This is a genomic window from Mycolicibacterium sp. XJ1819 (assembly GCF_053483675.1).
In genome coordinates, this window is sequence record NZ_JBEFST010000010.1 from 114,304 (window position 1) to 135,901 (window position 21,598).

The following is a 21,598-nucleotide window of genomic DNA, read 5'->3' on the forward strand; positions in this document are numbered from 1 at the left end:
CGATCACCAGGTGCTGGTGCGCATGACGATCTCGGCCGCCAGCTGCGCGGTGGACTCCTGCGCGTTGCGGCCGCCCAGCAGATCCACCAACCGGTAATCGCCGTACACGTAGCGCTGGCTGGCGCTGGCGACCGCCCTGGATGCGGGGGTGCTGACCAGCGCCGTGGTGTTGACCTCCACGGGCGGGCAGTGCTCGTCGCGCACCACGCCGTCGAGGTCGGCGATGCGGGGATGCCCGCGGTCGACGACCACCAGCCCGGTGAACCGGTCCAGCCTCGTGGCGGCGAGTTCCCACGCCAGCTCCCCGCCGGCGCGGTCACCGACCAGCAGCGCCCACTTCACCTCGAGCGCGTCGAGAATGCCGATGACCGACTTGGCGGTCAGGCGCGGATCGGGTCCGATGACGACGGTGCGCAACGACGCGGTGTGCAGCCGCTGACACACCGCGTCATAGGCCGCCGGCCCACGGTTGGCGGCGCCGAGAACCACCACCACCGACCCGGTGTCGGGGCCGGTGACGGCCACGGGTATCTCGAACCCGTCGACGGTGACCATGGTGGAAGGCACTCGGTCACGCTACAGCGAGCCGCAGGTGAACGCGGCGAATTGGCGAGTTCACGCCGGTGTCACGTCAACCTCGCGCGGTCCGCCTGTTTGGCCGTGATGTCCAGAAACGTCTGCGGCAGCGAACCTTTGACCGAGATCGTCGGGTTGGGCGTCGGGAACGCGATTCCGAAGACACCCATCGCGCCCACGTTCTCGAACGAGAAGTAGACGCTGCTGGGCTGGTCGCCCAGCTCCATGGTCTGCTCATAGACCAACGCGTCGGGCCGCGGTGTGCGCAGCCGCGTGGTGGTCATCGGGATGCCCGGGGTCTGCGGGTCGAAGAACGTCTCGAAGCGGGCGCAGCGGTCGGCGACGGCGGCCAGCCGATCCAGGTCCAGTCGCCATGTCAGCACGGTCATCACCACCCGGACGCCGTCATATCCGACGACGTATTCTGCGGCGCTGCCCGGTCCCCGTTCGGCGGAGTCGGCAATCACCCGGGTGAGGCCATCCGAGCAGCCCTGCGGCCGGGACAGCATGGCGGGCGGGACGCCCGCACCATCGGGCTCACCGGGCCCGCGCACGACGCGGTCGTACTGCACGCCGGGGCTGAAATCGGCGGCGGTCAGCACGGCCTTCTCCAGCCGGGCCCCCGGCCACGTCGGGGTACCGACGATCTGGTGCGAGCAGCCCGCGAGCGTCGCGACGACGAGCACGGCCGCCGCGTGCCGCCAGGTCATGGCACCAGTTTAGAGGCGATCGTCGGAAGTGCGGGGGTGCCGCGGTCGAGCAGTGCGAGGACAGCGTCGACGTCGACATGGCTGGTGAGCAGGTCGGCCATCAGATCGAGTTGCGCGTCGCGGCGCGCGCCCACATCGACGTCGTCGGCGACGACGAACCCGCGCCGGCCCGCCGCGGCGGCGACCTCGGTGAGCCAGCCCCTGCGGACCTCGTTGTTGTCGAGCAACCCGTGCCAGTGGGTGCCGTACACCTGCCCGCTGCGCAGACCGACACCGAGCCAGTCGTCGACGCCGGCGCGGGTCAACTGGCCGTGGTGGATCTCGTAGCCGTGCGGCGAGCCCGCGTGTCGGCGCAGCGTCTTGTCGGCGGCGAATTCGATGTCGGCGTCCAGCAGGTGCAGGCCGGCGACGACGCCCGCACCGGATTCAACCGGGTCGTCGATACGGGTGCACAGCATCTGAAAGCCGCCGCAGATCCCGAGCACCGGCCCGCCCTGCGCGGTGTGCGCGATGATGCCGTCGGCCAGTCCGCGCTCGCGCAGCCAGGCCAGATCGGCGACGGTGGCCTTGCTGCCCGGAATCACGACGACGTCGGCCTCGGCCAGGTCGGCGGGGTCGCTGACCCAACGCACCAGCACGCCCGGCTCGCAGGCCAGCGCCTCGACATCGGTCGAGTTCGAGATGCGCGGTAGCCGGATCGCGGCCACTCGAAGCCAGTCGGCCCCCCGCGGCGGCTGCGGATCGCCGACCACCCGGGTGGCCAGCACCGAGACGGAGTCTTCGGCGTCCAGCCACAGCCCGTCGGTGTGCGGGATGACACCGTAGGTCGGTCGAGCGGTCAGGGTCTGCAATTGGGTCAGCCCGGGGGCCAGCAGTGCGGGATCACCGCGGAACTTGTTGACCAGAAAACCGCAGATCAGCCGCTGGTCGGCGGGTTCGAGCACCGCGACGGTGCCGTACAGGTGCGCCAACAGGCCACCCCGGTCGATGTCGCCGACCAGCACCACGGGCAGGTCGGCCGCACGGGCCAGGCCCATGTTCGCGATATCGGTTGCGCGCAGGTTGATTTCGGCGGGTGAGCCGGCGCCTTCGCAAATGACGACGTCGAAATCTGTTCGCAGTCGGTGTAATTCGTCGGCCACCACCGCGGCGAGCCGGTTGCGGTGGGTGAAGTAGTCGCCGGCGCGCACGGTGTCGACGACCCGGCCGCGAAGAACCAATTGCGAGGTGCGATCGCTACCGGGCTTGAGCAGTATCGGGTTGAACCTGGTGTGCGGCTCGAGACCGGCGGCGCGGGCCTGCATCGCCTGGGCCCGGCCGATCTCGCCACCGTCGACGGTGACCGCCGAGTTGTTCGACATGTTCTGCGCCTTGAACGGCGCGACGCGGACCCCCTTGCGCGCCAGCAGTCGGCACAGGCCGGCGACCACCATCGACTTGCCGGCGTCGGACGTGGTGCCGGCCACCAGCAACGCGCCGCTCATTTCCCAGGCGCGAGCAGACGCAAACGCGGCCCATCTCCCGGCGTGTCGGCCACTTTTGCGTCTGCTCGCGGGAGAGGTGTCACAGCTGGGTCAGGATCTCGGCGCCGTCGTCGGTGACCACCAGGGTGTGCTCGAACTGGGCCGTCCACTTCTTGTCGGTGGTCGCCACGGTCCAACCGTCGTCCCAGATCTCGTAGTCCAGCCCGCCGAGATTGATCATCGGCTCGATGGTGAACGTCATCCCGGGCTCCAGCACTGTCTGCACGGCGGGCTGGTCGTAGTGCAGCACCACCAGACCGTTGTGGAACGTGGTGCCGATGCCGTGGCCGGTGAAGTCGCGAACCACGTTGTAGCCGAACCGGTTTGCGTACGACTCGATGACCCTGCCGATGACTGACAGTGCGCGTCCGGGCTTGACGGCCTTGATGGCGCGCATGGTGGCCTCATGGGTGCGCTCGACGAGCAGCCGGTGCTCCTCGGACACGTCGCCGGCAAGGAAGGTGGCGTTGGTGTCGCCGTGCACACCGTGGATGTAGGCGGTGACGTCGATGTTGACGATGTCGCCGTCCTCGATGACCGTGGAGTCCGGGATGCCGTGGCAGATGATCTCGTTCAGCGAAGTGCAGCAGGACTTCGGATAGCCCTTGTAACCCAGCGTCGACGGGTAGGCGCCGTGGTCGACCATGTACTCGTGGGCGATGCGGTCCAATTCGTCGGTGGTGACCCCCGGCGCGACGGCCTTACCGGCCTCGGCGAGCGCGCCGGCGGCGATGCGGCCCGCGATGCGCATCTTCTCGATCACCTCCGGGGTCTGCACCCACGGTTCGCTGCCCTCGCGCGCGGTCTCCTTGTCCACGTACTCGGGGCGGGCGATCGAGTCGGGCACCGGCCGCCGCGGGGACACGACGCCGGGCCGAAGGGCAGTGCGAACAGGCATATCGCCAGAGTAACCGAGGGTCAGCGGCGATCGAACGGGCCGAATCGCCACGATTTGCGCGGGCCGCGGATATCCACCGACCCGCAGACCACCTTGCCGGTGAGAATCAGGTGCGGTGAGCCTTCGGCCGGCGCGTCGCGACGGTGATCGTGTGCGCTGCCGACCACCACCTCGACGTCGTCGATGGAGGCGCTGGCGCCGTCGGGTAGCCGCAGGTCCAGGCCGCCGAACTTCATGTCGAGTTCGATGATGATCATCGGCCCCGCGAACCGGGCCCTGGTCAGATCGAGATCCACCGAGCCCATCCGCCGGTGCAGGGCCAGCCGGGTCGGCACCATCCATTCGCCCTGCCGTTTGAGCGAGCCGAGCACGCCCCGCAACTCCACCCGGTCGGCGGCCGAGGTGACGATCGCGCCCGGGCCCGGCAGGTCGCCGACCAGCGCGTCGAGTTCGGTGTGCAACCGGGCCTGCGAGACTGCCGCCGAGCGTTCCTCGAACTCCTCGATGTCGATCAGGCCGAGGGCGACGGCGTTGTGCAGACGGCGCATCGTGCCGTTGCGGTCGGCGTCCGAGACGCGCATCGCGGCGTGGTCGTCGATACCGGTCATAACGGTTCAACGGTACCGCGCACGCCCCTCGCCGAGGTCAGGTCAGGTAGTCGGCGGGCAGCGAGTCGAACATCGTCTTGAGCATCCGCACCGCGTATTCGGAGGATCCCCCACCGACGATCAGCGCCGCGAACGCCAGATCGCCGCGGTAGCCGGCGAACCACGAGTGCGAGCCGCCGGCGAACTCCGCCTCGCCGGTCTTGCCCCGCACGTCGCCGGCGCCCTGCAGGTCCTTGGCGGTGCCGTTGGTGACCACCAGCCGCATCATCGGCCGCAGCCCGTCGAGCACTTCCGGACTCGGCGGCGCGGGCTCACCGGACACGGTCGTCTGCTTGCCCTCGATCAGTTGGGGCACAGGGGTTTTCCCGGCCGCCACCGTCGCCGCGGCCAGCGCCATCCCGAACGGGCTGACCACCACCTTGCCCTGCCCGAACCCGTCCTCGGTCCGCTCTGCGAGGTTGACCGTCGGCGGCACCGAGCCGGTCACGGTGGTCAGACCCTCGATGTGGTAGTCGGCCCCGATGCCGTACTTGGAGGCCGCCGCGGTCAGCCCGCGCGGTGGCATCCGACTGGCCAGTTCGGCGAACGTGGTGTTGCAGGAACTGGCGAAGGCCCGCGACAACGGCACCGTGCCGAGATCGAAGCCGCCGTAGTTGGGCACCGTGCGGTGGCCGATGTCCATGGTGCCCGGGCACGGCAGAAGCGTGTTGGGCGTGGCCATGTGGCGTTCGAGGGCCGCGCTGGCGGTGACCATCTTGAACGTCGACCCGGGCGGATACAGGCCCATGGTGGCGATCGGCCCCTCGGCATCGGCGGCGGCGTTCTGGGCCAGGGCCAGGATTTCGCCGGTGGACGGCTTGATCGCGACGATCATCGCCTGTTTGCCGGTGCTGTTGACCGCGTTCTGGGCGGCGTCCTGCACGGGCCGGTCGAGGCTGATCGTCACCGACGGCGCGGGCTCACCCGCCACCTCGTGCAGCACCACCACGTCGACGCCGTTCTGGTTGACGCTGACCACCCGCCAGCCGGCCTGGCCGTCGAGTTCGTCGACCACGGCGTTCTTCACGTCGTTCATGATCGCGCGGGCGAAGGTGGGGTCGGTCGGCAGCAGTTCGGCGCGCGCGGTGATCACGACGCCCGGCAGCGCGCCGATCGCGCCCGCCAGCCGGTCGCGGTCGCCCTGGTGCAGCGTGACCAGGTACAGCGGATCCTTGGACGAACTGGCCTGCTCGGCCAGAAGCTGGGCGTCCAGCGCGATGTCGAACGGCCGCAACGCGTCGACCACGGCCCGTGAGGTCTGCATCAGCGCCGGGCCCGCCGCCCTCGCGTCCAGCGAGAAGTTGTACAGGTAGCCCGGCACCAGCACCTCGGTGCCACTGCGTTCGATCACCGAGGCCCGCCGTGGCTGGTCGGCGCGCAACGCAAACGTCTGGTTCGCACCGAGTCTGGGGTGTAGCCCGGTGGCGCTCCATCGGACCTTCCAGCGGCCCTCGTCGCGCACCATGTTCAGCTGACCGTCGTATGTCCAGGTGCGGTCCTTGGGCAGATGCCAGGTGTAGCGGTAGGTCACGGCACCGGTGTCCTCGGCGTACTTCGAGCCGACGACCTGGGCGTCGAGATGGGTCGCCTGCAGCCCGGTCCAGGCGTCGTTGAGCGCCTGGCGGGCCTCGGCGGGCCGGTCGGCCAGCTCGGCGGCCGAGGCGGTGTCCCCCGTCGCGAGCGCGGCGAAGAACTTCTCGGCGATCGGTTCCGGGCCGTCGGGTTTGGGCGTGCATGCGCTGTTGAGGCTGACGACCAGCACACCCACGGCCAGCAGGGCTGCTACACGTGATGCGAGAGATGCCATTGAGGCAGATGTTACGAACTCGAGACCTGCAAAGCCGGTAGGCGCACCGGACCGGTCACCCCCCGTTGACGCCCAAACGACGCCCCATTGACGCCCAAGCGGACAAACAGGCGCGAAAATGCCCACAAATCGCGGCCGTTTGTCCATTTCGGCGGTGGGTCGGCCGGACCCGCCGCGAGTCAGCCTGCGGCCGGCGCCCTGACCACCAGCGGCACCGCGGGGAAATACGCCGCCATCTCCGAGCGGGACTTGCGCAGCGCGGCGGTGCCGTAGCCGCGCTTGCGATGCTCGGGGTGAATCCATATCCGCACGTTGACCTCGCCCGAGACCAGGTCACCGAAGACCATGCCGACCTTGTGCGAGCCGTGTACGGCGACCAGCCACGCGGCTTCCTCGGCGTCGACGCGGTGCAGCCCGGCGCGGATCTCGTCGTCGAGGTCACCGGCGGGCGCCCGCGACCCGTCGCCGGCCTCGCGCATGTCGGAAGTGCGCGCGGCGAAGATGTCGCGGTCCTGGGCAGCGGCGAACGGCCGCAGCGTCAGCCCATCCACCGGGCTCGACGGCTCGCCCATCGTGAAGCTGAGTTGGTTGTTGAGATCCTCGAGTTCGGCCGCGATGCGGCGCCGCGCGACCTTGGTGAGCCGGTCGAACGACAGCCGCAGCACCGCCTCGGCGGCGACGTCGGAGGTGGCGAGATGGCGGGCGATCGCCTCGATAGCGGCGTCGTAGTCCTCGGCCGCCACGATGACGTCGAGCAGTTCGTGGCGCCGTTCCAGTGCGCGCATCAGCGCGTCGGCGATCTCCCTGCGCGCAACTCTCGGGTCGTCGGTCATGGGCGAAGCGTAACGATGCCGGTCGGGGTCAATCGAGCAGAACGGTGGCGAAGGTGCCGACTTGCGTGAAGCCGACGCGGGCGTAGGTCGCCTGCGCGACGGTGTTGAAGCTGTTGACGTACAGGCTGGCGGTGCGCCCGCCGTGCACGATCGCCGCAGCCAGCGTCGCGGTGCCCGCGGTGCCCAGGCCGCGGCCGCGCCAGTCGGGATGCACCCACACCCCCTGGATCTGCCCGACGGACGGCGACTGGGATCCGACTTCGGCCTTGAAGACCACCTGGCCGTGCTCGAAGCGTGCCCACGCCCGACCGGCGGCGATCAGCCCGGCCACCCGTCGGCGGTAGCCGCGGCCGCCGTCGCCGATGCGGGGGTCGACGCCGACCTCGCCGATGAACATGTCGATGGCCGCGACCAGATACGCGTCGAGTTCGTCGGCGCGCACCCGGCGCACCGCGGGGTCGACCGCACAGTGCGGCGGTGTGCTCAACGCCATCAGCGGCTGATGTTCGCGCACGTCGCGGGCGGATCCCCAGGCCGGCTCCAGCCGCTGCCACATCGGCATCACCAACTCGGTGCGCCCCACCAGCGACGAACACCGTCGCGGGGTGCTCATCGCCTTGTCGGCGAAGGCGTACATGTCATCGCGCCCGCCCCGCAGCGGGATGATGTTCGCACCCGCGAAGCACAGCGACTCGGTCGCGCGCGTGCGGGTCCACAGCTCGCCGCCGACAGCCGATGGTTCGATGCCGTGGTCGATCACCCGCGAGGCGACCATGCAGGAGCCGACGGGGTCCTCGTCGAGGACGCGGCGCACCTCACCCGCGTCGCGTGCCACCGATACCCGTTGCTCGTCGACGCGGCGATAAAGCGGCGGAGCCGACATGTGGACTCTTTCTTGCGATCCCGAGGCGGTTGGTGACCCCGCTCACAGGGTCACGTTCAGCTTACGGTGACAATCGGCGAACCGCTGGCATCCGATCCAGTCGCGCTTGCCGTTTCTGCCGTCGCCTCCATTTCGGCGGCCAGCCTCATCGCTTCCTCGATGAGCGTCTCGACGATCTTGGCCTCGGGCACGGTCTTGATCACCTCGCCCTTGACGAAGATCTGGCCCTTGCCGTTCCCGGAGGCCACCCCGAGGTCGGCCTCCCGGGCCTCCCCGGGGCCGTTGACGACGCAGCCCATCACCGCGACGCGCAGCGGCACGTCGAGTCCGTCGAGGCCGGCGGTCACCTCGTTGGCCAGCGTGTAGACGTCGACCTGAGCGCGCCCGCACGACGGGCAGGAGACGATCTCCAGCGACCGCGGCCGCAGGTTCAACGATTCGAGGATCTGGTTGCCGACCTTGACCTCTTCGGCCGGCGGCGCCGACAGCGACACCCGGATGGTGTCACCGATCCCCTTCGACAGCAGCGCGCCGAACGCGACGGCCGACTTGATGGTGCCCTGGAAGGCCGGCCCCGCCTCGGTGACACCGAGGTGCAGCGGATAGTCGCACTGGGCGGCGAGTTGCTCGTAGGCGGCCACCATCACCACCGGATCGTTGTGCTTGACGCTGATCTTGATGTCGCCGAAGCCGTGTTCCTCGAACAGCGAGGCCTCCCACAGCGCGGATTCCACCAGCGCCTCGGGGGTGGCCTTGCCGTACTTGGCCATGAAGCGGGTGTCCAGCGAGCCGGCGTTGACACCGATGCGGATCGGAATGCCGGCCGCCCCTGCGGCTTTCGCCACTTCACCGACTCGGCCGTCGAACTCCTTGATGTTTCCCGGGTTGACCCGCACCGCCGCGCAGCCGGCGTCGATCGCGGCGAAGATGTAGCGCGGCTGGAAGTGGATGTCGGCGATCACCGGGATCTGGCTGTGCCTGGCGATCCGCGAGAGTGCGTCGGCGTCCTCCTGGCGCGGGCAGGCCACCCGCACGATGTCGCAGCCCGACGCGGTGAGTTCGGCGATCTGCTGCAGCGTCGCGTTGACGTCGTGAGTCTTGGTGGTCGTCATCGACTGCACCGCGATCGGGTGCTCACTGCCGACGCCGACGTCGCCGACCATGAGTTGGCGGGTCTTGCGCCGCGGGGCCAGCGTGGGCGCCGGGGGTGCCGGCATGCCCAGCCCTACGGAAGTCATCACATCTCCTACTGGAATAGTCGGATCGGGTTGACCAGGTCTGCGGTCACGGTCAGCAGCATGTACCCGGCCACCACCACCAAGACTACGTACGTCGCGGGCATCAGCTTCAGGTAGTTGACCGGGGCCGCGGCCACCATGCCGCGCGCGGACCGGATCATGTTGCGGATCTTCTCGTAGACGGCGATCGCGATGTGGCCGCCGTCGAACGGCAGCAGCGGCACGAGGTTGATCGCGCCGAGCACAAAGTTCAGCTGGGCCAGGAAGAACCAGAACGCCACCCACAAACCCGCGTCCACGGTGTCGCCGCCGATGATGCTGGCGCCCACCACGCTGATCGGGGTCTCGGGATCGCGTTCGCCGCCGCCGATGGAGTTCATCAGCGCACCGACCTTGGTCGGGATTTTCGCCAGCGCCTTACCCAACTCGACGGTCAGGTCGCCGGTGAACGCGACCGTGGCGGGCACCGCCGACAGCGGGTTGTACTGGGTGGGCGGGAACACCGCGGCGCTGATGCCGACGGTGCCGACGTTGGTCGGGGCGGGTTCGGCGCCGTCCTGACTGGTCCAGCGTTGCGCCGGGGTGACGTTGACGACGGTGGTGAACTCGCGCCCGTCGCGCTGCACGGTCAGCGGGGTCGGTCCGTCGAGCGGGCGCACCGCGTCGACCAACTCGTCGAAGGTGGCCACCGGGGTGTCGCCGACCTTGACGATCACGTCGCCGGCCTCGATTCCGGCCGCCGCAGCCGGTGAGGGCACCAGGCAGTCACCCAGAGTGCCTTGCTGCACTTCGGATTTCACACACGAGGTCTCACCGACGATCGCGGTGGTCGGCGCGTTCAGGTTCGGCAGCCCCCAGATGACCGCGATCGCATAGATCAGCACCAGCCCGACGGCGAAGTTCATGCCCGGGCCCGCGGCCAGCACCGCGGCGCGCTTCCAGGTCTTCTGCTTGTACATCGCGACATCGCGTTCGTCGGGGTCGAGTTCCTCGATGGCCGTCATGCCCGCGATGTCGCAGAAACCGCCCAGTGGCACGGCCTTGACGCCGTACTCGGTGGCGCCGAGCCGGTTGCGTCGGTGGGTGGACCACAGGGTGGGTCCGAAGCCGACGAAGTAGCGGCGGACCTTCATTCCGGTGGCGCGCGCCACCCACATGTGGCCGCATTCGTGCAGCGCCACCGAGATGAGGATGCACAACGCGAACGCGATGATGCCAAGAGCAAACATCATGAGCCGGATATCACCTTGTCGTCACAGTTTCTCGGGATACGGCACGCCTTGCCCGGTCGCGGGCCCACGTCTGCGCATCGAGCACGTCTTCCACGGTAGCGGGTTCGGCGGCCCACTGGTCGGCAGCGCGCAGCACATCGGCGACGGTGCGCACGATGGCGGGGAACCCGATGCGCTCGTCGAGGAAAGCCGCCGCGGCTTCCTCGTTGGCCGCGTTGTAGACCGCGGTCAGGCAGCCACCCCGGGTGCCGGCCTCCCGCGCCAGTTCGACCGCGGGAAACACCTCGGCGTCCAGCGGCTCGAATTCCCAGGTCGAGGCGGTGCTGAAATCGCAGGCCGGGGCGGCGGCAGGCACCCGCGCGGGCCAGCCCAGGGCCAACGCGATCGGCAGCTTCATATCGGGCGGGCTGGCCTGGGCCAGCGTCGAACCGTCGGTGAAGGTCACCATCGAGTGCACGATCGACTGCGGGTGCACGACCACGTCGATGCGGTCGTAGCCGACGCCGAACAACAGGTGGGTTTCGATCAGTTCCAGGCCCTTGTTCACCAGCGACGCCGAGTTCAGCGTGTTCATCGGGCCCATCGACCAGGTCGGGTGCGCACCGGCCTGCTCGGGGGTGACGTGTTCGAGTTGTTCGGCGGTCCAGCCCCGAAACGGCCCACCCGATGCGGTGAGCACGATCTTGGCCACCTCGTCGGGGGTGCCCCCGCGTAGGCACTGCGCCATCGCCGAATGCTCGGAGTCCACCGGAACGATCTGACCGGGCGCGGCGGCCTTGAGCACCAGCGGACCGCCCGCGACCAGTGATTCCTTGTTGGCCAGCGCGAGTCGCGCCCCGCTGGCCAGGGCCGCCAGCGTCGGCTTCAGGCCCAGCGCTCCGACCAGCGCGTTGAGCACCACGTCGGCCTCGGTGTTCTCCACCAGGTGGGTCACCGCATCCGGGCCGCAATAGGTGACGTCGCCGACCTGTGCGGCGGCCGCCGGGTCGGCGACCGCGAGGTTGGTGACCCCGGTTTCGGAGCGCTGGCGGGCCAGCAGGTCCGGATTGCCGCCGCCCGCGGCCAACCCGACCACCTCGAACCGGTCCGGGTTCGCCGCGATGACCTCCAGCGCCTGGGTACCGATCGACCCGGTGCTGCCGAGGATCAGTACCCGCTGGGGATCAAGGTCCCGCCCACGCTGCTGCGCGTCGAACGAACTCACCGATTCATTGTGCCGCGTCGCGCGCCAGACGCGGAATCGCGCCGACTCCCCGGCGGTCAGTCCCCTCGGTGCACGACCACGTCGCCGGAAGCGGTCTGGGCATGCACGGTCAGCGTCTCGTCGCCGTCGACCGGGCCGGCCGAGGGGCGCAGCCCGTTGCGCACCGAACCCGACCCGGTGTGCAGATCGAGCTTGGCCGCGGTGCCTTCTGCGACGCCGACGCGGACCCCACCGCTGGCGGTGTGTACCGAAATCGAGCCCCGCACCGCGCTGGTCACCGCCACGTCGCCCGAGGCGGTGCGCGCGGTGAGCCGGCCGTCGAGGCGCTCGACGGTCAACCGCCCGCTCGCAGAGCGCACCTCGACGGCTCCGCACAGCCGGCGCACGGCCGCGGCCCCGGATGCGGTGTCGGTGTTCAACGCCCCCCTCACCTCGTCGACGACCAGGTCTCCGCTGGCGGAGGCCAGCCTGCAGTCGGCGTAGCGGCCCTCGGCGATCAGCCTCGCCGAGGCCAGTGAGGCGTGCAGGCGCGAGCCGGTGGGCAGGGCGATCTCGACGACCACGGCGCCGCGCACGGCCGGTGCGCGATCACCGGTCACTGTCAGGGTGCCGTCGCCGAACTCCACCCGCACCCGCTGGGCGGCCTCGACGTCCTCGGGCCGGGACTCGTCGTGCGGGCGCACCGACACCTCGGTGTCGACCCGCTCGTCGGCGACCAACCTGACCTGCCCGGCGCGGATCTCGATGACGGCGGTGATCGGGTGTGGCGTGACGAAACTGAACATGGGTCGCCCTCGGCTTTCGCTGGTTCACACCTCAGCGGACCCAGCCGCTGAAGTGCTTGTCGGAGTCGCCGCGGTGGCGGCGAGTGGACCCGCCGAGCGCGGCCGTCGTCGCCCGCACCAGCCAGGTGTTGACCGAGAGCCCCTCGGCTCGCGCGGCGGCCTCCACCCGCGGACGCAGCTGTTCGGGCAGTCGAAGCGTCACCCGCCAGGTGCGGCCGTCGTCCTCGCCGGGCGCCGGCACCGGCGGCTCGGGCACCGGCTGGGCCTCGGAATCGACGACGAACTGCGGTTCGCGCCCGCGCAGCCGCACCTGAACCGAACCGGGCGCGAGTTCACGGGTGATCTGCTCGGCGGCCTCGGACAGCGCTTCGAGCAGTGCCAGCCGGACCGACGGGTCCAGCGCCGCGGTCAGCCGCTCGGCCAGCGCGCGCGCCTCCTGCCCCGCCGCGGCGGCCGCCACGGTGAGGTCGTGGCGTACGGCGTCGACATAACGCTGCAAGTCCATGCAGTCATGGTGACATCATATTGACATCAGGACAAGCATCAGTTTGACGCACGGACTTTTGCGATGATGTCCTCGGCGAACCGCTCGATCGGCTCACGGAAGCGCTCCACACCGCCTGCCGCCATGTCGTGTCCGGCCCACGGACTGCACATCACCGCGGTGATGCCGACATCGGTGGCCCGCTTGTACAGGTCGGGGGTGGGCGGTTCGAGCAGCGCCAGCAAGATCTCGAAGGGCTCTGTGTCACGGCCGTATTCGCGGCGCAACCGCTTGAGCCTGTCCACATAGTGGACCGCGTCGTTCCAGGTGTAGGCGTAGCCCACCCAGCCGTCGCAGTCGCGGGCCGCGCGCCGCAGCGCCGCCTCGGATTCGCCGCCGCACAGGATCGGCACCGGCGCCTGCGGATGAGGTTCGATCATCATCTCCGGCACCCGGTAGTGCGGCCCGTCCCAGGACACCCACCCGCCGCGCCACAGCGCGCGCAGGGCCGGGATCATCTCGTCGAGTCGCTTGCCGCGGGTGGTGAAATCCTGACCCATCAGCGTGTACTCCTCGCGCATCCAGCCGACGCCGACCGCGAGCGACACCCGCCCGCCGGACAACACCGATGCGGTGGCCACCTGTTTGGCCACCTCCAGCAGCGGACGCGCCGGCGCGATGTACACGGCGTTGGAGAAGCGCAGGCGGCGGGTCACCGCGGCCATCGCGCCGATCAGCACCCACGAGTCCGGCCACGCCGTCTCCGGCGGCCAGCCCGGCTTGCCGGTCGGCGAGTCCGGATACGGCGACGACAACTCGCGCGGGTAGATCAGGTGATCCGAACTCACCACCCCGTCGTAGCCGGCCTCGTCGAGCATCTCCGCGACGGGGAGAATGTCGGTGGTTTGCATGAACGCCGTGCCGGACCAAAACTGCATCCTGCTTCTCTATCGCGAAATCCGCGCGGCCACAACGGTATGCGCCGCGCGGGGCGGCGGTCCGGTCACTTGACCGTCAGACCACCGTCGATCGGGAGCGCGACGCCGGTCAGATAGCGGCCCGAGGGTCCGCACAGATACACCATCGCGTCGGTGATCGCCTCCGGTTCCACCGGCGGTATCGGCAGCAACGGGGCCTGGGCCTCCCCGAACGCACCGTGTTCCTCGACGAATCGCCCGGCCGCCTCGTTGATGATCATCGGCGTCGCCACCCCGCCGGGGTGTACCGAGTTCACCCGAATATTTTTCTCGGCCAACGATTTCGCGAAATGTCGCATGAGGCCGATGACACCGTGCTTGGCCGCGGTGTAGCCGGCGGCGCCGTGGCTCATGGTGTCGAAGCCGGAGCTGACGGGCTTGAAGCCGGCGGCTGAACTGGTGATGACGATCGCGCCGCCGTCGCCGTGCGCCAGCATCGCGGGAAGTGCCGCAGCGATCGTGTAGTAGGCGCCGTTGAGCATCACGTCGATGGCATCGACGAACGCGGCGATGTCGTGGCGCGTGTCGCCGATCGCGGGGAAGATGCCCGCGTTGGCCAGCACGAAGTCGAGCCGGCCCAGTTCGGTCACACCGCGCGCCACCACATCCTTCACCGCGTCGAAGTCACGGACGTCGCAATGCTCGGCCACGATGCGCCGACCGGTCTTCTCGACCAGGTTGACCGTCTCGTCGAGGTCCTCGGGTGCGGCCATCGGGTACCCCACACTGTCGATCTGCCCGCACAGGTCGACCGCGAGGACATCGGCGCCCTCTTCGGCGAACCGCACGGCGTGCGCGCGGCCCTGGCCGCGAGCGGCACCGGTGATGAACACGACCTTCCCCGCGAACTGCGCTGCCATGACGCATGACCCTACGGCGTCGGTAGTAGGCGTATGTCAAAATGTCGGGCAGTAGCAGCCGAGCAGAGGAGCAACCGTGCCCAGCACCGAGGTGGAGCGACACAACGGCGTCGACGTCGAGGATGTGCCGTCCGCGGAATGGGGTTGGTCCAAGGAAAATCACACGGCGATCCAGATCGGCGGCCTGCTCGGCGCCGCGTTCCTGCTGATCATGATGCATGGCAACCACACCGGTCGGGTCGAGGATATCTTCCTCATCGGGTTCGCCGCGCTGATCGTCCTGGTGGTGGCGCGTGACTGGTGGCTGCGCCGCCGGGGCTGGATCCGCTAGCTCGAATACAGCCGACGGACCGGCTGCGCGGTCAGCACGTAGAGCGTCTCGGTCGGCTCGACCGGCCGTCGGCCCTCCGCGGCCGCGAGCAGGGCACGGTCCTTGAATGCCCTGGCCGCCGCGCTGAGCCGATGCTGCACGACCTCGGCCCGGGGACGACGGGATCCGGTCGGCCACTGCTCACCCGAGATCACCACGTCGGTGCGGCCGCGCTTCGCCAGCCCGAGGACGCGCTCGGTCAGCCGCGCGTCGCGTCCCAACATCTGCGCGCTGACCGCGACCGCTCCTGCCGCGCCGTCACGAACGGCGTCGTCGAGAACCGACCCGGCCTCGGCGATGACCGGCGTGACGCCGAGAATCCGCAGCGGCCGCGGATCCTGGCCCGCCGCGACCGTCACGCTGACGGTCCACCCGGCCCGCGCCTGGTCGCACAGCCATCCCCCGCTGGATCGCACGACCTCGGCGACATCGGACGCGATCACGGTGAGGTGGTGGCGGCAGGTGCTCCCCTCGGCCTCCGGCGGCGCCATCCCGGCGGGCTTGACACTGTCGTCGGCGGTGAAGGGTCGGGGTGCCATGTGGGTCCTATCCGCTCGATCCGGCGTGCCGACGGGTACGCCCTGTCGTCGGCAATGCATAGAGCGTGACACTACAGCGGCAATCTGTAAAGGTCCGGTTGGTCCGCGTGCCGGCCAGATGCGTGACACCTCGATGAACAGCTGTAAAGCTAGAGTCATGTCGCTCGTCGCCGGAAGTGGTCCGCTCAGCAGGGACCCCGCAGGATGGTTCGCCCCGCCGCTACCCAGCCAGGCCGTCGGCGGAATCGTGTACGTGGAGCCCCATCCGCGCCGGGTCCAGGCGGTGCGCAACGGGCACACGGTGATTGACACCGAGCACGTGTTGCTGGTGCACCGCCGCGATCATCCGCTCGGCTACGCGTTCCCGGCCGCAGAGGTCGGGGGGTTGTCCTGCGAGCCCGTGGCCGAGGCGCCGGGATTCGTCGAGGTGCCGTGGGACGCGGTGGACACGTGGCTGGAGGAGGGCCGCGAGTTGGTCCACTACCCGCCCAACCCCTATCACCGGGTGGATTGTCGCCCGACCGATCGGGCCCTGCGCGTCACCGTCGCCGGCGTCGTCCTGGTCGATACCAGCGATACGGTGATCGTCTTCGAGACGTCGCTGCCACCGCGCCTGTATGTCGCGCCGTCGTCGGTGAATACCGAGGTGTTGCAGCGCTCCCCGACCAGCACCTACTGCAATTACAAGGGCCACGCCACGTATTGGTCGGCGGTCATCGGAGACACCGTGGTCGCCGATGTGGCGTGGAGCTACGAGGATCCCCTGCCCGAGACCCTGCCGATCAGAAGCCATTTCAGCTTCGACGCCGATCGCGTGGAGATGACGGCACAGTTGCCACGGCACCAACCTACGGTTTCGTCACCGTAAGTTACGGTTGCGTACGTTTTCTCCGGTCGACCACACTGCAATTCGGGGTTCGCCGAGTCGGAGGGAAACCGGTGGGGCACTACATCGCCAATGTCCGCGATATCGGGTTCAACCTGTTCGAGGTGTTGCGACTCGGGGGGGTGCTGGAGTCGGGGGGCTACGGGGACCTCGACGTCGACACCGCCCGCACCATGCTCGACGAGGTGGCCCGACTCGCCGAAGGTCCGGTCGCCGCATCATTCGCCGAAGCCGACCGCAACCCGCCGGTTTTCGATCCGGACACCCACAGCGTCTCGGTGCCCGGCGAGTTGGCCAAGTCGGTGCAGGCGGTCAAGGACGCCGAGTGGTGGCGTGTCGGGATCGCCGAGGAGATCGGCGGCGTTCCCGCACCGGCACCACTGGTGTGGGGCATCAACGAAATGCTGGCGTGCGCCAATCCGTCGGCCGGCTTCTGGTGGGCGCTGGGCCCCTCGATGGCCAACGCACTCTACATCGAGGGCAATGAGCAGCAGAAGCATTGGGCGGCAAAGGGTATCGAGCGTGGCTGGGCCTCGACCATGGTGCTGACCGAGCCCGACGCCGGCTCCGACGTCGGTGCGGGCCGCAGCCGGGCGGTCCCCCAGCCCGACGGCACCTGGCATATCGAGGGGGTGAAGCGCTTCATCTCCGGCGGCGACGTCGGAGACACCGCGGAGAACATCTTCCACCTGGTGTTGGCCCGCCCGCAGGACGCGGGACCGGGCACCAAGGGTCTGAGCCTGTTTTACGTGCCCAAATTCCTCTTCGATCCGCAGACCCTCGAACTCGGCCCCCGCAACGGTGTTTTCGCGACCGGGCTGGAACACAAGATGGGGTTGAAATCGTCTCCCACCTGCGAGCTGACGTTCGGTGCGCACGGCGTTCCCGCGGTCGGATACCTGGTGGGCGACGTGCACAACGGCATCGCGCAGATGTTCACCGTGATCGAGAACGCCCGGATGACCATCGGCGTCAAGTCGGCGGGCACGCTGTCGACCGGCTACCTCAACGCGCTGGAGTTCGCCAAGCAGCGCGTGCAGGGCGCGGACATGACCCAGATGACCGACAAGACCGCGCCGCGGGTGACCATCATCCACCACCCCGACGTGCGGCGAAGCCTGCTGACGCAGAAGGCCTACGCCGAGGGGCTGCGGGCGATCTACATGTATGCCGCCGCCCACCAGAACGACGACGTCGCGATGCTGGTTTCGGGCGCCGATTCGGCCATGGCGCACCGGGTCGACGATCTGCTGCTGCCGATCGTCAAGGGAGTCGGTTCCGAACGCGCCTACGAGTGCCTGACCGAATCGCTGCAGACGCTCGGCGGTTCGGGCTTTCTGCAGGACTACCCGATCGAGCAGTACATCCGCGACGCCAAGATCGACTCGCTCTACGAGGGCACCACCGCGATTCAGGCGCTCGACTTCATCTTCCGAAAGATCTTCCGCGACAAGGGTGCTGCGTTGGCCCACGTGGCCGCTCAGATCGACGCGACGGTCGAGGGCTGCGATGCGGCGCTGCAACCGCAGGCCGACCGCATCAAGACGGCGCTGCACGACGTACAGGCGATGACGGCCTCGCTGACCAATTACCTGATGTCGGCCTCCGAACAGCCCACGGCGATCTACAAGATCGGGCTGGTGTCGGTGCGGTTCCTGCTCGCCGTCGGCGACCTGCTGATCGGATGGCGGCTGCTGGTGCAGGCGCAGGTGGCCCACACCGCGCTCGCCGCCGGTGCCGCGGGCGCCGACGAGGCGTTCTACCGGGGCAAGATCGCCACCGCGGCGTTCTTCGCGGCCAACATGCTTCCCACGGTCTCGGTGGTGCGTGGCATCGTCGACAATGTCGACGATGCCGTCATGCGGCTGCCCGAGGAGTCGTTCTGAGCGCTCGGACGCACGCCGAGTGTCGTGTTGTGCCACGCGAATCCGCGCTCGACGTACACGAACCCGACACTCGACGGTGCGGCGCTCACCGTGTCGCGTTGATCACCGACTCACCGAAACGTTCGATCGCATCCAGGGCGTGGGCCAGGCTGTCGCCGGCGATGCCCACCTGCACCCACGTCACCCCCATCGCCTCGAGCCTTTCCAGACCGGACAGGTAGGCGTCGGCGTTGAAGTCGTCGTCGCCGGGGTTGCCGCCGTCGGGGTTGGTGAACGTGATGTCGACGCTCGCCGGTTCCCGGCCCGCAGCCTCCAGCCGGCGCCGCAGATCGTCGATGCCGTTCGCGAGCCGGTCGATGTCCATCGGGGCCGTACGGGCGGTCTGCGCGAGTACCGCGGGCGCGGCGAACGGGCACCACCCGTCGCCGTACTTGGCCACCCGGGCCCGCGCGGCGCCGGTGTTGCCGCCAATCCAGATCGGCGGATGCGGTGTACTCACCGGCCGGGGATGTGCGGTGATGCCCTTAGCGCTGAAGTGCTTACCCTCGTATGACACGTCGTCGGTCGTCCAGATCGCACGGATCACCTCGAGTGCTTCCTCGAACAACTGCGCGCGCTCGTCGAAGTCCACGCCGAGCGCGGTGAACTCGCGCTTGAGGTAGCCCACCCCGACCGCGAGGGTGAACCGGCCGTTGGACAGCAGATCCAGCGTGGCACCGGACTTGGCCACCACGAACGGGTTGCGGTACGGCAGCACCACGATGTTGGGGATCAACCGCAAGGTCGAGGTCCTCGCGGCTGCGAATCCCATTGCGACGAAGGGATCCACCGCGTCATGCCCGCCGGCCTCAAGCCACCTCTGCGACGGCGCGGGATGGTCGGTGAACCCGAAGCCGTGAAATCCGGCGGCCTCCGCGGCCGCCGCCACCGTCGCGACGCCGTCCCCGGTGACCAGTTCCGGATTGTAGGGATGGCTGTGCATCGGATGAGTGAACGTGAACCGCATGCAGACTCCGTTTCAGAACAGGCTTCTTGATTTGTGAGAATGTCGTTACCATGCGGGGAACTGAAAGTACAGCGACTGTAGTCAACGATGGGATCCCGACCGATGAGTAAGCCGGAGATCGGCGTCTATTTGCCCCAGATGGGTTTCACCTACGAGCAGATCCTGCACCGCACGCTGCGGTGCGAACAACTGGGCATCGACTCGCTGTGGATCTACGACCACCTTTACGGCCCCGGTGTGCCCGACTACCCGTCGCTGGAGGCATGGACCCTGGCCACCGCGCTGCTCAGCCACACCGAGCGGATCCGCATCGGACACATGGTGCTGTGCAACCAGTTTCGACATCCCGCGGTGCTGGCCAAGATGGTCACCTCGCTCGACCAGATCTCGGGAGGCCGGCTGAACCTCGGCATCGGCAGCGGTTCGGTCGAGGAGGAACATCTGCAGGCCGGTCTGGACTGGGGATCGTTCGCAGAGCGTTCGCAGCGACTGGAGGAGACGCTGCAGATACTCACCCAGGCGTTCGCCGAACAGCGAATCGACTTCCGCGGCAAGCACTTCACCGTACAGGACTTTCCGGTCAATCCCGGGCCGGCACAGCAGCCACGGCCGCCGATCATCGTGGGCGGGGTCGGCGAGAAGTACACGCTCCCGTTGGTTGCCCGCTACGCCGACGTGTGGAACGTGCCAACCTACGCGCTCGGCGAGCTCGAGCACAAGGTGTCGGTGCTGCGTGCCATCTGCGAACAGGTCGACCGCGACCCGGACGCAATCGTGCTCTCGGTCGAGGCGGTGATGGCGCTGGCGCCCGATGACGCAGCACTGCCGGATGTGCGGCGGTTGGCCGAAAAGCGTTTCGGGCTACCGGCGTTCGGGCTCAAGGAAGGTGGACTGGTGGGTACGCCGCCGGCGATCGTCGACCGGCTTCACGAACTCGTCGACCTCGGGTTCGGTCAAATCGTGTTGTTCACCCACGACCGCGGCTCCGACGAAACGCTGGACCTACTGGCCTCCGAGGTGATCTCCCGGCTGTGAGACGGGGCTAGGACGACTGCCTGACCGCAGCGCCGTAGGCCGGGCGCCCGAGCCCCAACGCGTGCTGGGCGATCATGTTGCGGAACACCTCCAGGGTGCCGCCGTAGATGCCGGTCGGCAGCGCCAACCGGAAGATGTGCTCCGCTCCCCCGTCATCGGCGGCGCCCGGGGCATCGACGGGCAGTGCCGACGCGCTGCCGAGAATGTCCATCAACTCGGTGGACGCCTCGCGCATCGTCTGAGCGATCGCGACGCGACCAAACATGTCCGATGTGCTCATCGCCGCTTCCATGCGCGCGATCACCCGGCCCAGACGGTACTTCGCCGCGTCGTCGTCGGGTGCTCGGGCGGCGATGTTGTCGACCGCCTCGGCCATCAGCGTCAAGTGTTCACTCATGGTCGCCAGTCTCTGCAGACCGTCGTCGCCGCGTTCGATGGTGCCGTGCTCGTCGTTGAGAGCCTCACGCAGCACCGACCAGCCCCCGTTGACCTCACCGATCCGGTATTTGTCGGCGACCCGCACGTCGCTGTAAAAGGTGATGTTGGTGCGGTCGCCGTCCACGGTGCGCACGGGCTGGAACTCGACACCCGGCGCGTCGGTGGGGACCAGAAACATCGTCAGGCTCTGGTGTTTGGGCGCGGACGGGTCGGTGTTGGTGATCAAGAAGACATAGTGAGAGTTGTGCGCATTGGAGGTGAACATCTTGGACCCGTTGATGATCCAGCTCTCACCGTCGCGCACGGCGCGCGTCTTGCAGGTCGCGACGTCGGAGCCGCCCTCGGGTTCGGTGTAGCCGAGGCACAGCCGGACGTGGCCCGAGAGCACCTTGGGCATTATCTCGGCCGTCAACTCGGCCGAGGCGAACCTCTTGACTGCGCGCGCGACCATCGCGGTGGTGCCCCAGTGGAACCATGGCGTGTGTGCGCGGCCGATCTCGAGGTTCCAGATGCGGCGCCGCACCCGACTGAATCCACCGTCGGCCTCGTCGGCGAAATCGGCGGCCAGGTAGCCGGCTTCGCCGAGAGCCAGATGCACGCCCTCGTCGAAGTTCTCGCCGGTTTCGCGGTCCCGGGCGATGACTTCGTCGGTCACCAGATTCGTCAGGTAGGAACGCAGGTCCTGTTGAAACGCCCGATCGTCGTCGGACAACTCGACGCGGGAGAAATCCACCCGCCCACCGTGACATTATCGCGGCGGTTTGTAAAGTCGGTACCCCGA

22 protein-coding genes are annotated in these 21,598 nt (G+C 68.7%); 4 read left to right on the top strand and 18 right to left on the bottom strand.

Annotated features, from left to right (window positions below):
• Positions 1-3: 3 nt before the first annotated feature.
• The 15 genes from ABQE89_RS12855 to ABQE89_RS12925 form a co-directional block, all read right to left on the bottom strand.
• Positions 4-555 (bottom strand): alpha/beta fold hydrolase, encoded by a 552-nt coding sequence (locus ABQE89_RS12855; RefSeq protein WP_448417204.1) that lies wholly within the window; start codon positions 553-555, stop codon positions 4-6.
• Positions 556-626: 71 nt separating this feature from the next.
• Positions 627-1,286, bottom strand: a complete 660-nt coding sequence (locus ABQE89_RS12860; protein ID WP_448417010.1) for a hypothetical protein — start codon at positions 1,284-1,286, stop codon at positions 627-629.
• Complete coding sequence (locus ABQE89_RS12865; protein ID WP_448417012.1) at positions 1,283-2,770, bottom strand: cobyric acid synthase; 1,488 nt, start codon at positions 2,768-2,770, stop codon at positions 1,283-1,285. The genes ABQE89_RS12860 and ABQE89_RS12865 overlap by 4 nt, the downstream gene beginning before the upstream one ends.
• Before the next feature lie 79 nt (positions 2,771-2,849).
• Complete coding sequence (map, locus tag ABQE89_RS12870) at positions 2,850-3,707, bottom strand: type I methionyl aminopeptidase (RefSeq protein WP_448417014.1); 858 nt, start codon at positions 3,705-3,707, stop codon at positions 2,850-2,852.
• 20 nt (positions 3,708-3,727) lie between these two features.
• Positions 3,728-4,315: a DUF1707 SHOCT-like domain-containing protein gene (locus ABQE89_RS12875; RefSeq protein WP_448417016.1), complete on the bottom strand. Its 588-nt coding sequence runs from the start codon at positions 4,313-4,315 to the stop codon at positions 3,728-3,730.
• A gap of 37 nt (positions 4,316-4,352) precedes the next feature.
• The gene (locus ABQE89_RS12880; RefSeq protein WP_448417018.1) at positions 4,353-6,161 is read right to left on the bottom strand and encodes a penicillin-binding transpeptidase domain-containing protein; all 1,809 of its coding nucleotides are present in this window, start codon (positions 6,159-6,161) and stop codon (positions 4,353-4,355) included.
• 179 nt (positions 6,162-6,340) lie between these two features.
• Positions 6,341-6,994, bottom strand: a complete 654-nt coding sequence (locus ABQE89_RS12885) for a GNAT family N-acetyltransferase (RefSeq protein WP_448417020.1) — start codon at positions 6,992-6,994, stop codon at positions 6,341-6,343.
• Between the two features lie 28 nt (positions 6,995-7,022).
• Positions 7,023-7,877: a GNAT family N-acetyltransferase gene (locus ABQE89_RS12890; protein ID WP_448417022.1), complete on the bottom strand. Its 855-nt coding sequence runs from the start codon at positions 7,875-7,877 to the stop codon at positions 7,023-7,025.
• 56 nt (positions 7,878-7,933) lie between these two features.
• The gene (ispG, locus tag ABQE89_RS12895; protein WP_448417024.1) at positions 7,934-9,115 is read right to left on the bottom strand and encodes a flavodoxin-dependent (E)-4-hydroxy-3-methylbut-2-enyl-diphosphate synthase; all 1,182 of its coding nucleotides are present in this window, start codon (positions 9,113-9,115) and stop codon (positions 7,934-7,936) included.
• A gap of 8 nt (positions 9,116-9,123) precedes the next feature.
• The gene (locus ABQE89_RS12900) at positions 9,124-10,347 is read right to left on the bottom strand and encodes a M50 family metallopeptidase (RefSeq protein ID WP_448417026.1); all 1,224 of its coding nucleotides are present in this window, start codon (positions 10,345-10,347) and stop codon (positions 9,124-9,126) included.
• Positions 10,348-10,357: 10 nt separating this feature from the next.
• Positions 10,358-11,551 carry a 1-deoxy-D-xylulose-5-phosphate reductoisomerase gene (gene dxr / locus ABQE89_RS12905; protein ID WP_448417028.1) on the bottom strand — a complete coding sequence of 398 codons (1,194 nt, stop codon included), beginning with the start codon at positions 11,549-11,551 and terminating at the stop codon, positions 10,358-10,360.
• A gap of 56 nt (positions 11,552-11,607) precedes the next feature.
• Positions 11,608-12,336 carry a DUF4097 family beta strand repeat-containing protein gene (locus tag ABQE89_RS12910; protein ID WP_448417030.1) on the bottom strand — a complete coding sequence of 243 codons (729 nt, stop codon included), beginning with the start codon at positions 12,334-12,336 and terminating at the stop codon, positions 11,608-11,610.
• A gap of 31 nt (positions 12,337-12,367) precedes the next feature.
• Positions 12,368-12,841 (bottom strand): histidine kinase, encoded by a 474-nt coding sequence (locus tag ABQE89_RS12915; protein ID WP_448417032.1) that lies wholly within the window; start codon positions 12,839-12,841, stop codon positions 12,368-12,370.
• 38 nt (positions 12,842-12,879) lie between these two features.
• Complete coding sequence (locus ABQE89_RS12920; RefSeq protein WP_448417034.1) at positions 12,880-13,758, bottom strand: TIGR03619 family F420-dependent LLM class oxidoreductase; 879 nt, start codon at positions 13,756-13,758, stop codon at positions 12,880-12,882.
• 65 nt (positions 13,759-13,823) lie between these two features.
• Complete coding sequence (locus ABQE89_RS12925; protein WP_448417036.1) at positions 13,824-14,657, bottom strand: mycofactocin-coupled SDR family oxidoreductase; 834 nt, start codon at positions 14,655-14,657, stop codon at positions 13,824-13,826.
• A 76-nt stretch (positions 14,658-14,733) separates the two neighbouring features.
• Between ABQE89_RS12925 and ABQE89_RS12930 the strand changes: the two genes are divergently transcribed.
• Complete coding sequence (locus tag ABQE89_RS12930) at positions 14,734-14,988, top strand: DUF2631 domain-containing protein (protein WP_448417038.1); 255 nt, start codon at positions 14,734-14,736, stop codon at positions 14,986-14,988.
• Here ABQE89_RS12930 and ABQE89_RS12935 read toward each other — a convergent pair.
• Positions 14,985-15,566, bottom strand: a complete 582-nt coding sequence (locus tag ABQE89_RS12935) for a hypothetical protein (protein WP_448417040.1) — start codon at positions 15,564-15,566, stop codon at positions 14,985-14,987. The genes ABQE89_RS12930 and ABQE89_RS12935 overlap by 4 nt on opposite strands.
• Positions 15,567-15,723: 157 nt before the next feature.
• On the opposite strand from ABQE89_RS12935, the gene ABQE89_RS12940 reads away from it, so the two are divergent.
• Both ABQE89_RS12940 and ABQE89_RS12945 read left to right on the top strand, forming a co-directional pair.
• Positions 15,724-16,434 (top strand): DUF427 domain-containing protein, encoded by a 711-nt coding sequence (locus ABQE89_RS12940; protein WP_448417042.1) that lies wholly within the window; start codon positions 15,724-15,726, stop codon positions 16,432-16,434.
• Between the two features lie 71 nt (positions 16,435-16,505).
• On the top strand, positions 16,506-18,338 hold the full coding sequence (locus ABQE89_RS12945) for an acyl-CoA dehydrogenase (RefSeq protein ID WP_448417044.1): 1,833 nt from the start codon (positions 16,506-16,508) through the stop codon (positions 18,336-18,338).
• An 85-nt stretch (positions 18,339-18,423) separates the two neighbouring features.
• On the opposite strand, the gene ABQE89_RS12950 is transcribed toward ABQE89_RS12945, so the two are convergent.
• Positions 18,424-19,344, bottom strand: a complete 921-nt coding sequence (locus tag ABQE89_RS12950) for an LLM class F420-dependent oxidoreductase (protein ID WP_448417046.1) — start codon at positions 19,342-19,344, stop codon at positions 18,424-18,426.
• Between the two features lie 102 nt (positions 19,345-19,446).
• On the opposite strand from ABQE89_RS12950, the gene ABQE89_RS12955 reads away from it, so the two are divergent.
• On the top strand, positions 19,447-20,379 hold the full coding sequence (locus ABQE89_RS12955) for a TIGR03560 family F420-dependent LLM class oxidoreductase (RefSeq protein WP_448417048.1): 933 nt from the start codon (positions 19,447-19,449) through the stop codon (positions 20,377-20,379).
• A 7-nt stretch (positions 20,380-20,386) separates the two neighbouring features.
• On the opposite strand, the gene ABQE89_RS12960 is transcribed toward ABQE89_RS12955, so the two are convergent.
• Positions 20,387-21,550, bottom strand: a complete 1,164-nt coding sequence (locus ABQE89_RS12960) for an acyl-CoA dehydrogenase family protein (protein WP_448417050.1) — start codon at positions 21,548-21,550, stop codon at positions 20,387-20,389.
• Between the last annotated feature and the right edge of the window lie 48 nt (positions 21,551-21,598).

What these genes read in the sequence shown, in the direction of transcription:
- ABQE89_RS12855 (WP_448417204.1), bottom strand. Translation starts at nt 555, where the DNA reads ATGGTCACCGTCGACGGGTTCGAGATACCCGTGGCCGTCACCGGCCCC.
- map (WP_448417014.1), bottom strand. Translation starts at nt 3,707, where the DNA reads ATGCCTGTTCGCACTGCCCTTCGGCCCGGCGTCGTGTCCCCGCGGCGG.
- ABQE89_RS12890 (WP_448417022.1), bottom strand. Translation starts at nt 7,877, where the DNA reads ATGTCGGCTCCGCCGCTTTATCGCCGCGTCGACGAGCAACGGGTATCG.
- ABQE89_RS12925 (WP_448417036.1), bottom strand. Translation starts at nt 14,657, where the DNA reads ATGGCAGCGCAGTTCGCGGGGAAGGTCGTGTTCATCACCGGTGCCGCT.
- ABQE89_RS12900 (WP_448417026.1), bottom strand. Translation starts at nt 10,347, where the DNA reads ATGATGTTTGCTCTTGGCATCATCGCGTTCGCGTTGTGCATCCTCATC.
- ABQE89_RS12880 (WP_448417018.1), bottom strand. Translation starts at nt 6,161, where the DNA reads ATGGCATCTCTCGCATCACGTGTAGCAGCCCTGCTGGCCGTGGGTGTG.
- ABQE89_RS12915 (WP_448417032.1), bottom strand. Translation starts at nt 12,841, where the DNA reads ATGGACTTGCAGCGTTATGTCGACGCCGTACGCCACGACCTCACCGTG.
- ABQE89_RS12940 (WP_448417042.1), top strand. Translation starts at nt 15,724, where the DNA reads ATGTCGCTCGTCGCCGGAAGTGGTCCGCTCAGCAGGGACCCCGCAGGA.
- ispG (WP_448417024.1), bottom strand. Translation starts at nt 9,115, where the DNA reads ATGACTTCCGTAGGGCTGGGCATGCCGGCACCCCCGGCGCCCACGCTG.
- ABQE89_RS12860 (WP_448417010.1), bottom strand. Translation starts at nt 1,286, where the DNA reads ATGACCTGGCGGCACGCGGCGGCCGTGCTCGTCGTCGCGACGCTCGCG.
- ABQE89_RS12885 (WP_448417020.1), bottom strand. Translation starts at nt 6,994, where the DNA reads ATGACCGACGACCCGAGAGTTGCGCGCAGGGAGATCGCCGACGCGCTG.
- ABQE89_RS12865 (WP_448417012.1), bottom strand. Translation starts at nt 2,770, where the DNA reads ATGAGCGGCGCGTTGCTGGTGGCCGGCACCACGTCCGACGCCGGCAAG.
- ABQE89_RS12875 (WP_448417016.1), bottom strand. Translation starts at nt 4,315, where the DNA reads ATGACCGGTATCGACGACCACGCCGCGATGCGCGTCTCGGACGCCGAC.
- ABQE89_RS12955 (WP_448417048.1), top strand. Translation starts at nt 19,447, where the DNA reads ATGAGTAAGCCGGAGATCGGCGTCTATTTGCCCCAGATGGGTTTCACC.
- ABQE89_RS12950 (WP_448417046.1), bottom strand. Translation starts at nt 19,344, where the DNA reads ATGCGGTTCACGTTCACTCATCCGATGCACAGCCATCCCTACAATCCG.
- ABQE89_RS12935 (WP_448417040.1), bottom strand. Translation starts at nt 15,566, where the DNA reads ATGGCACCCCGACCCTTCACCGCCGACGACAGTGTCAAGCCCGCCGGG.
- ABQE89_RS12920 (WP_448417034.1), bottom strand. Translation starts at nt 13,758, where the DNA reads ATGCAGTTTTGGTCCGGCACGGCGTTCATGCAAACCACCGACATTCTC.
- ABQE89_RS12910 (WP_448417030.1), bottom strand. Translation starts at nt 12,336, where the DNA reads ATGTTCAGTTTCGTCACGCCACACCCGATCACCGCCGTCATCGAGATC.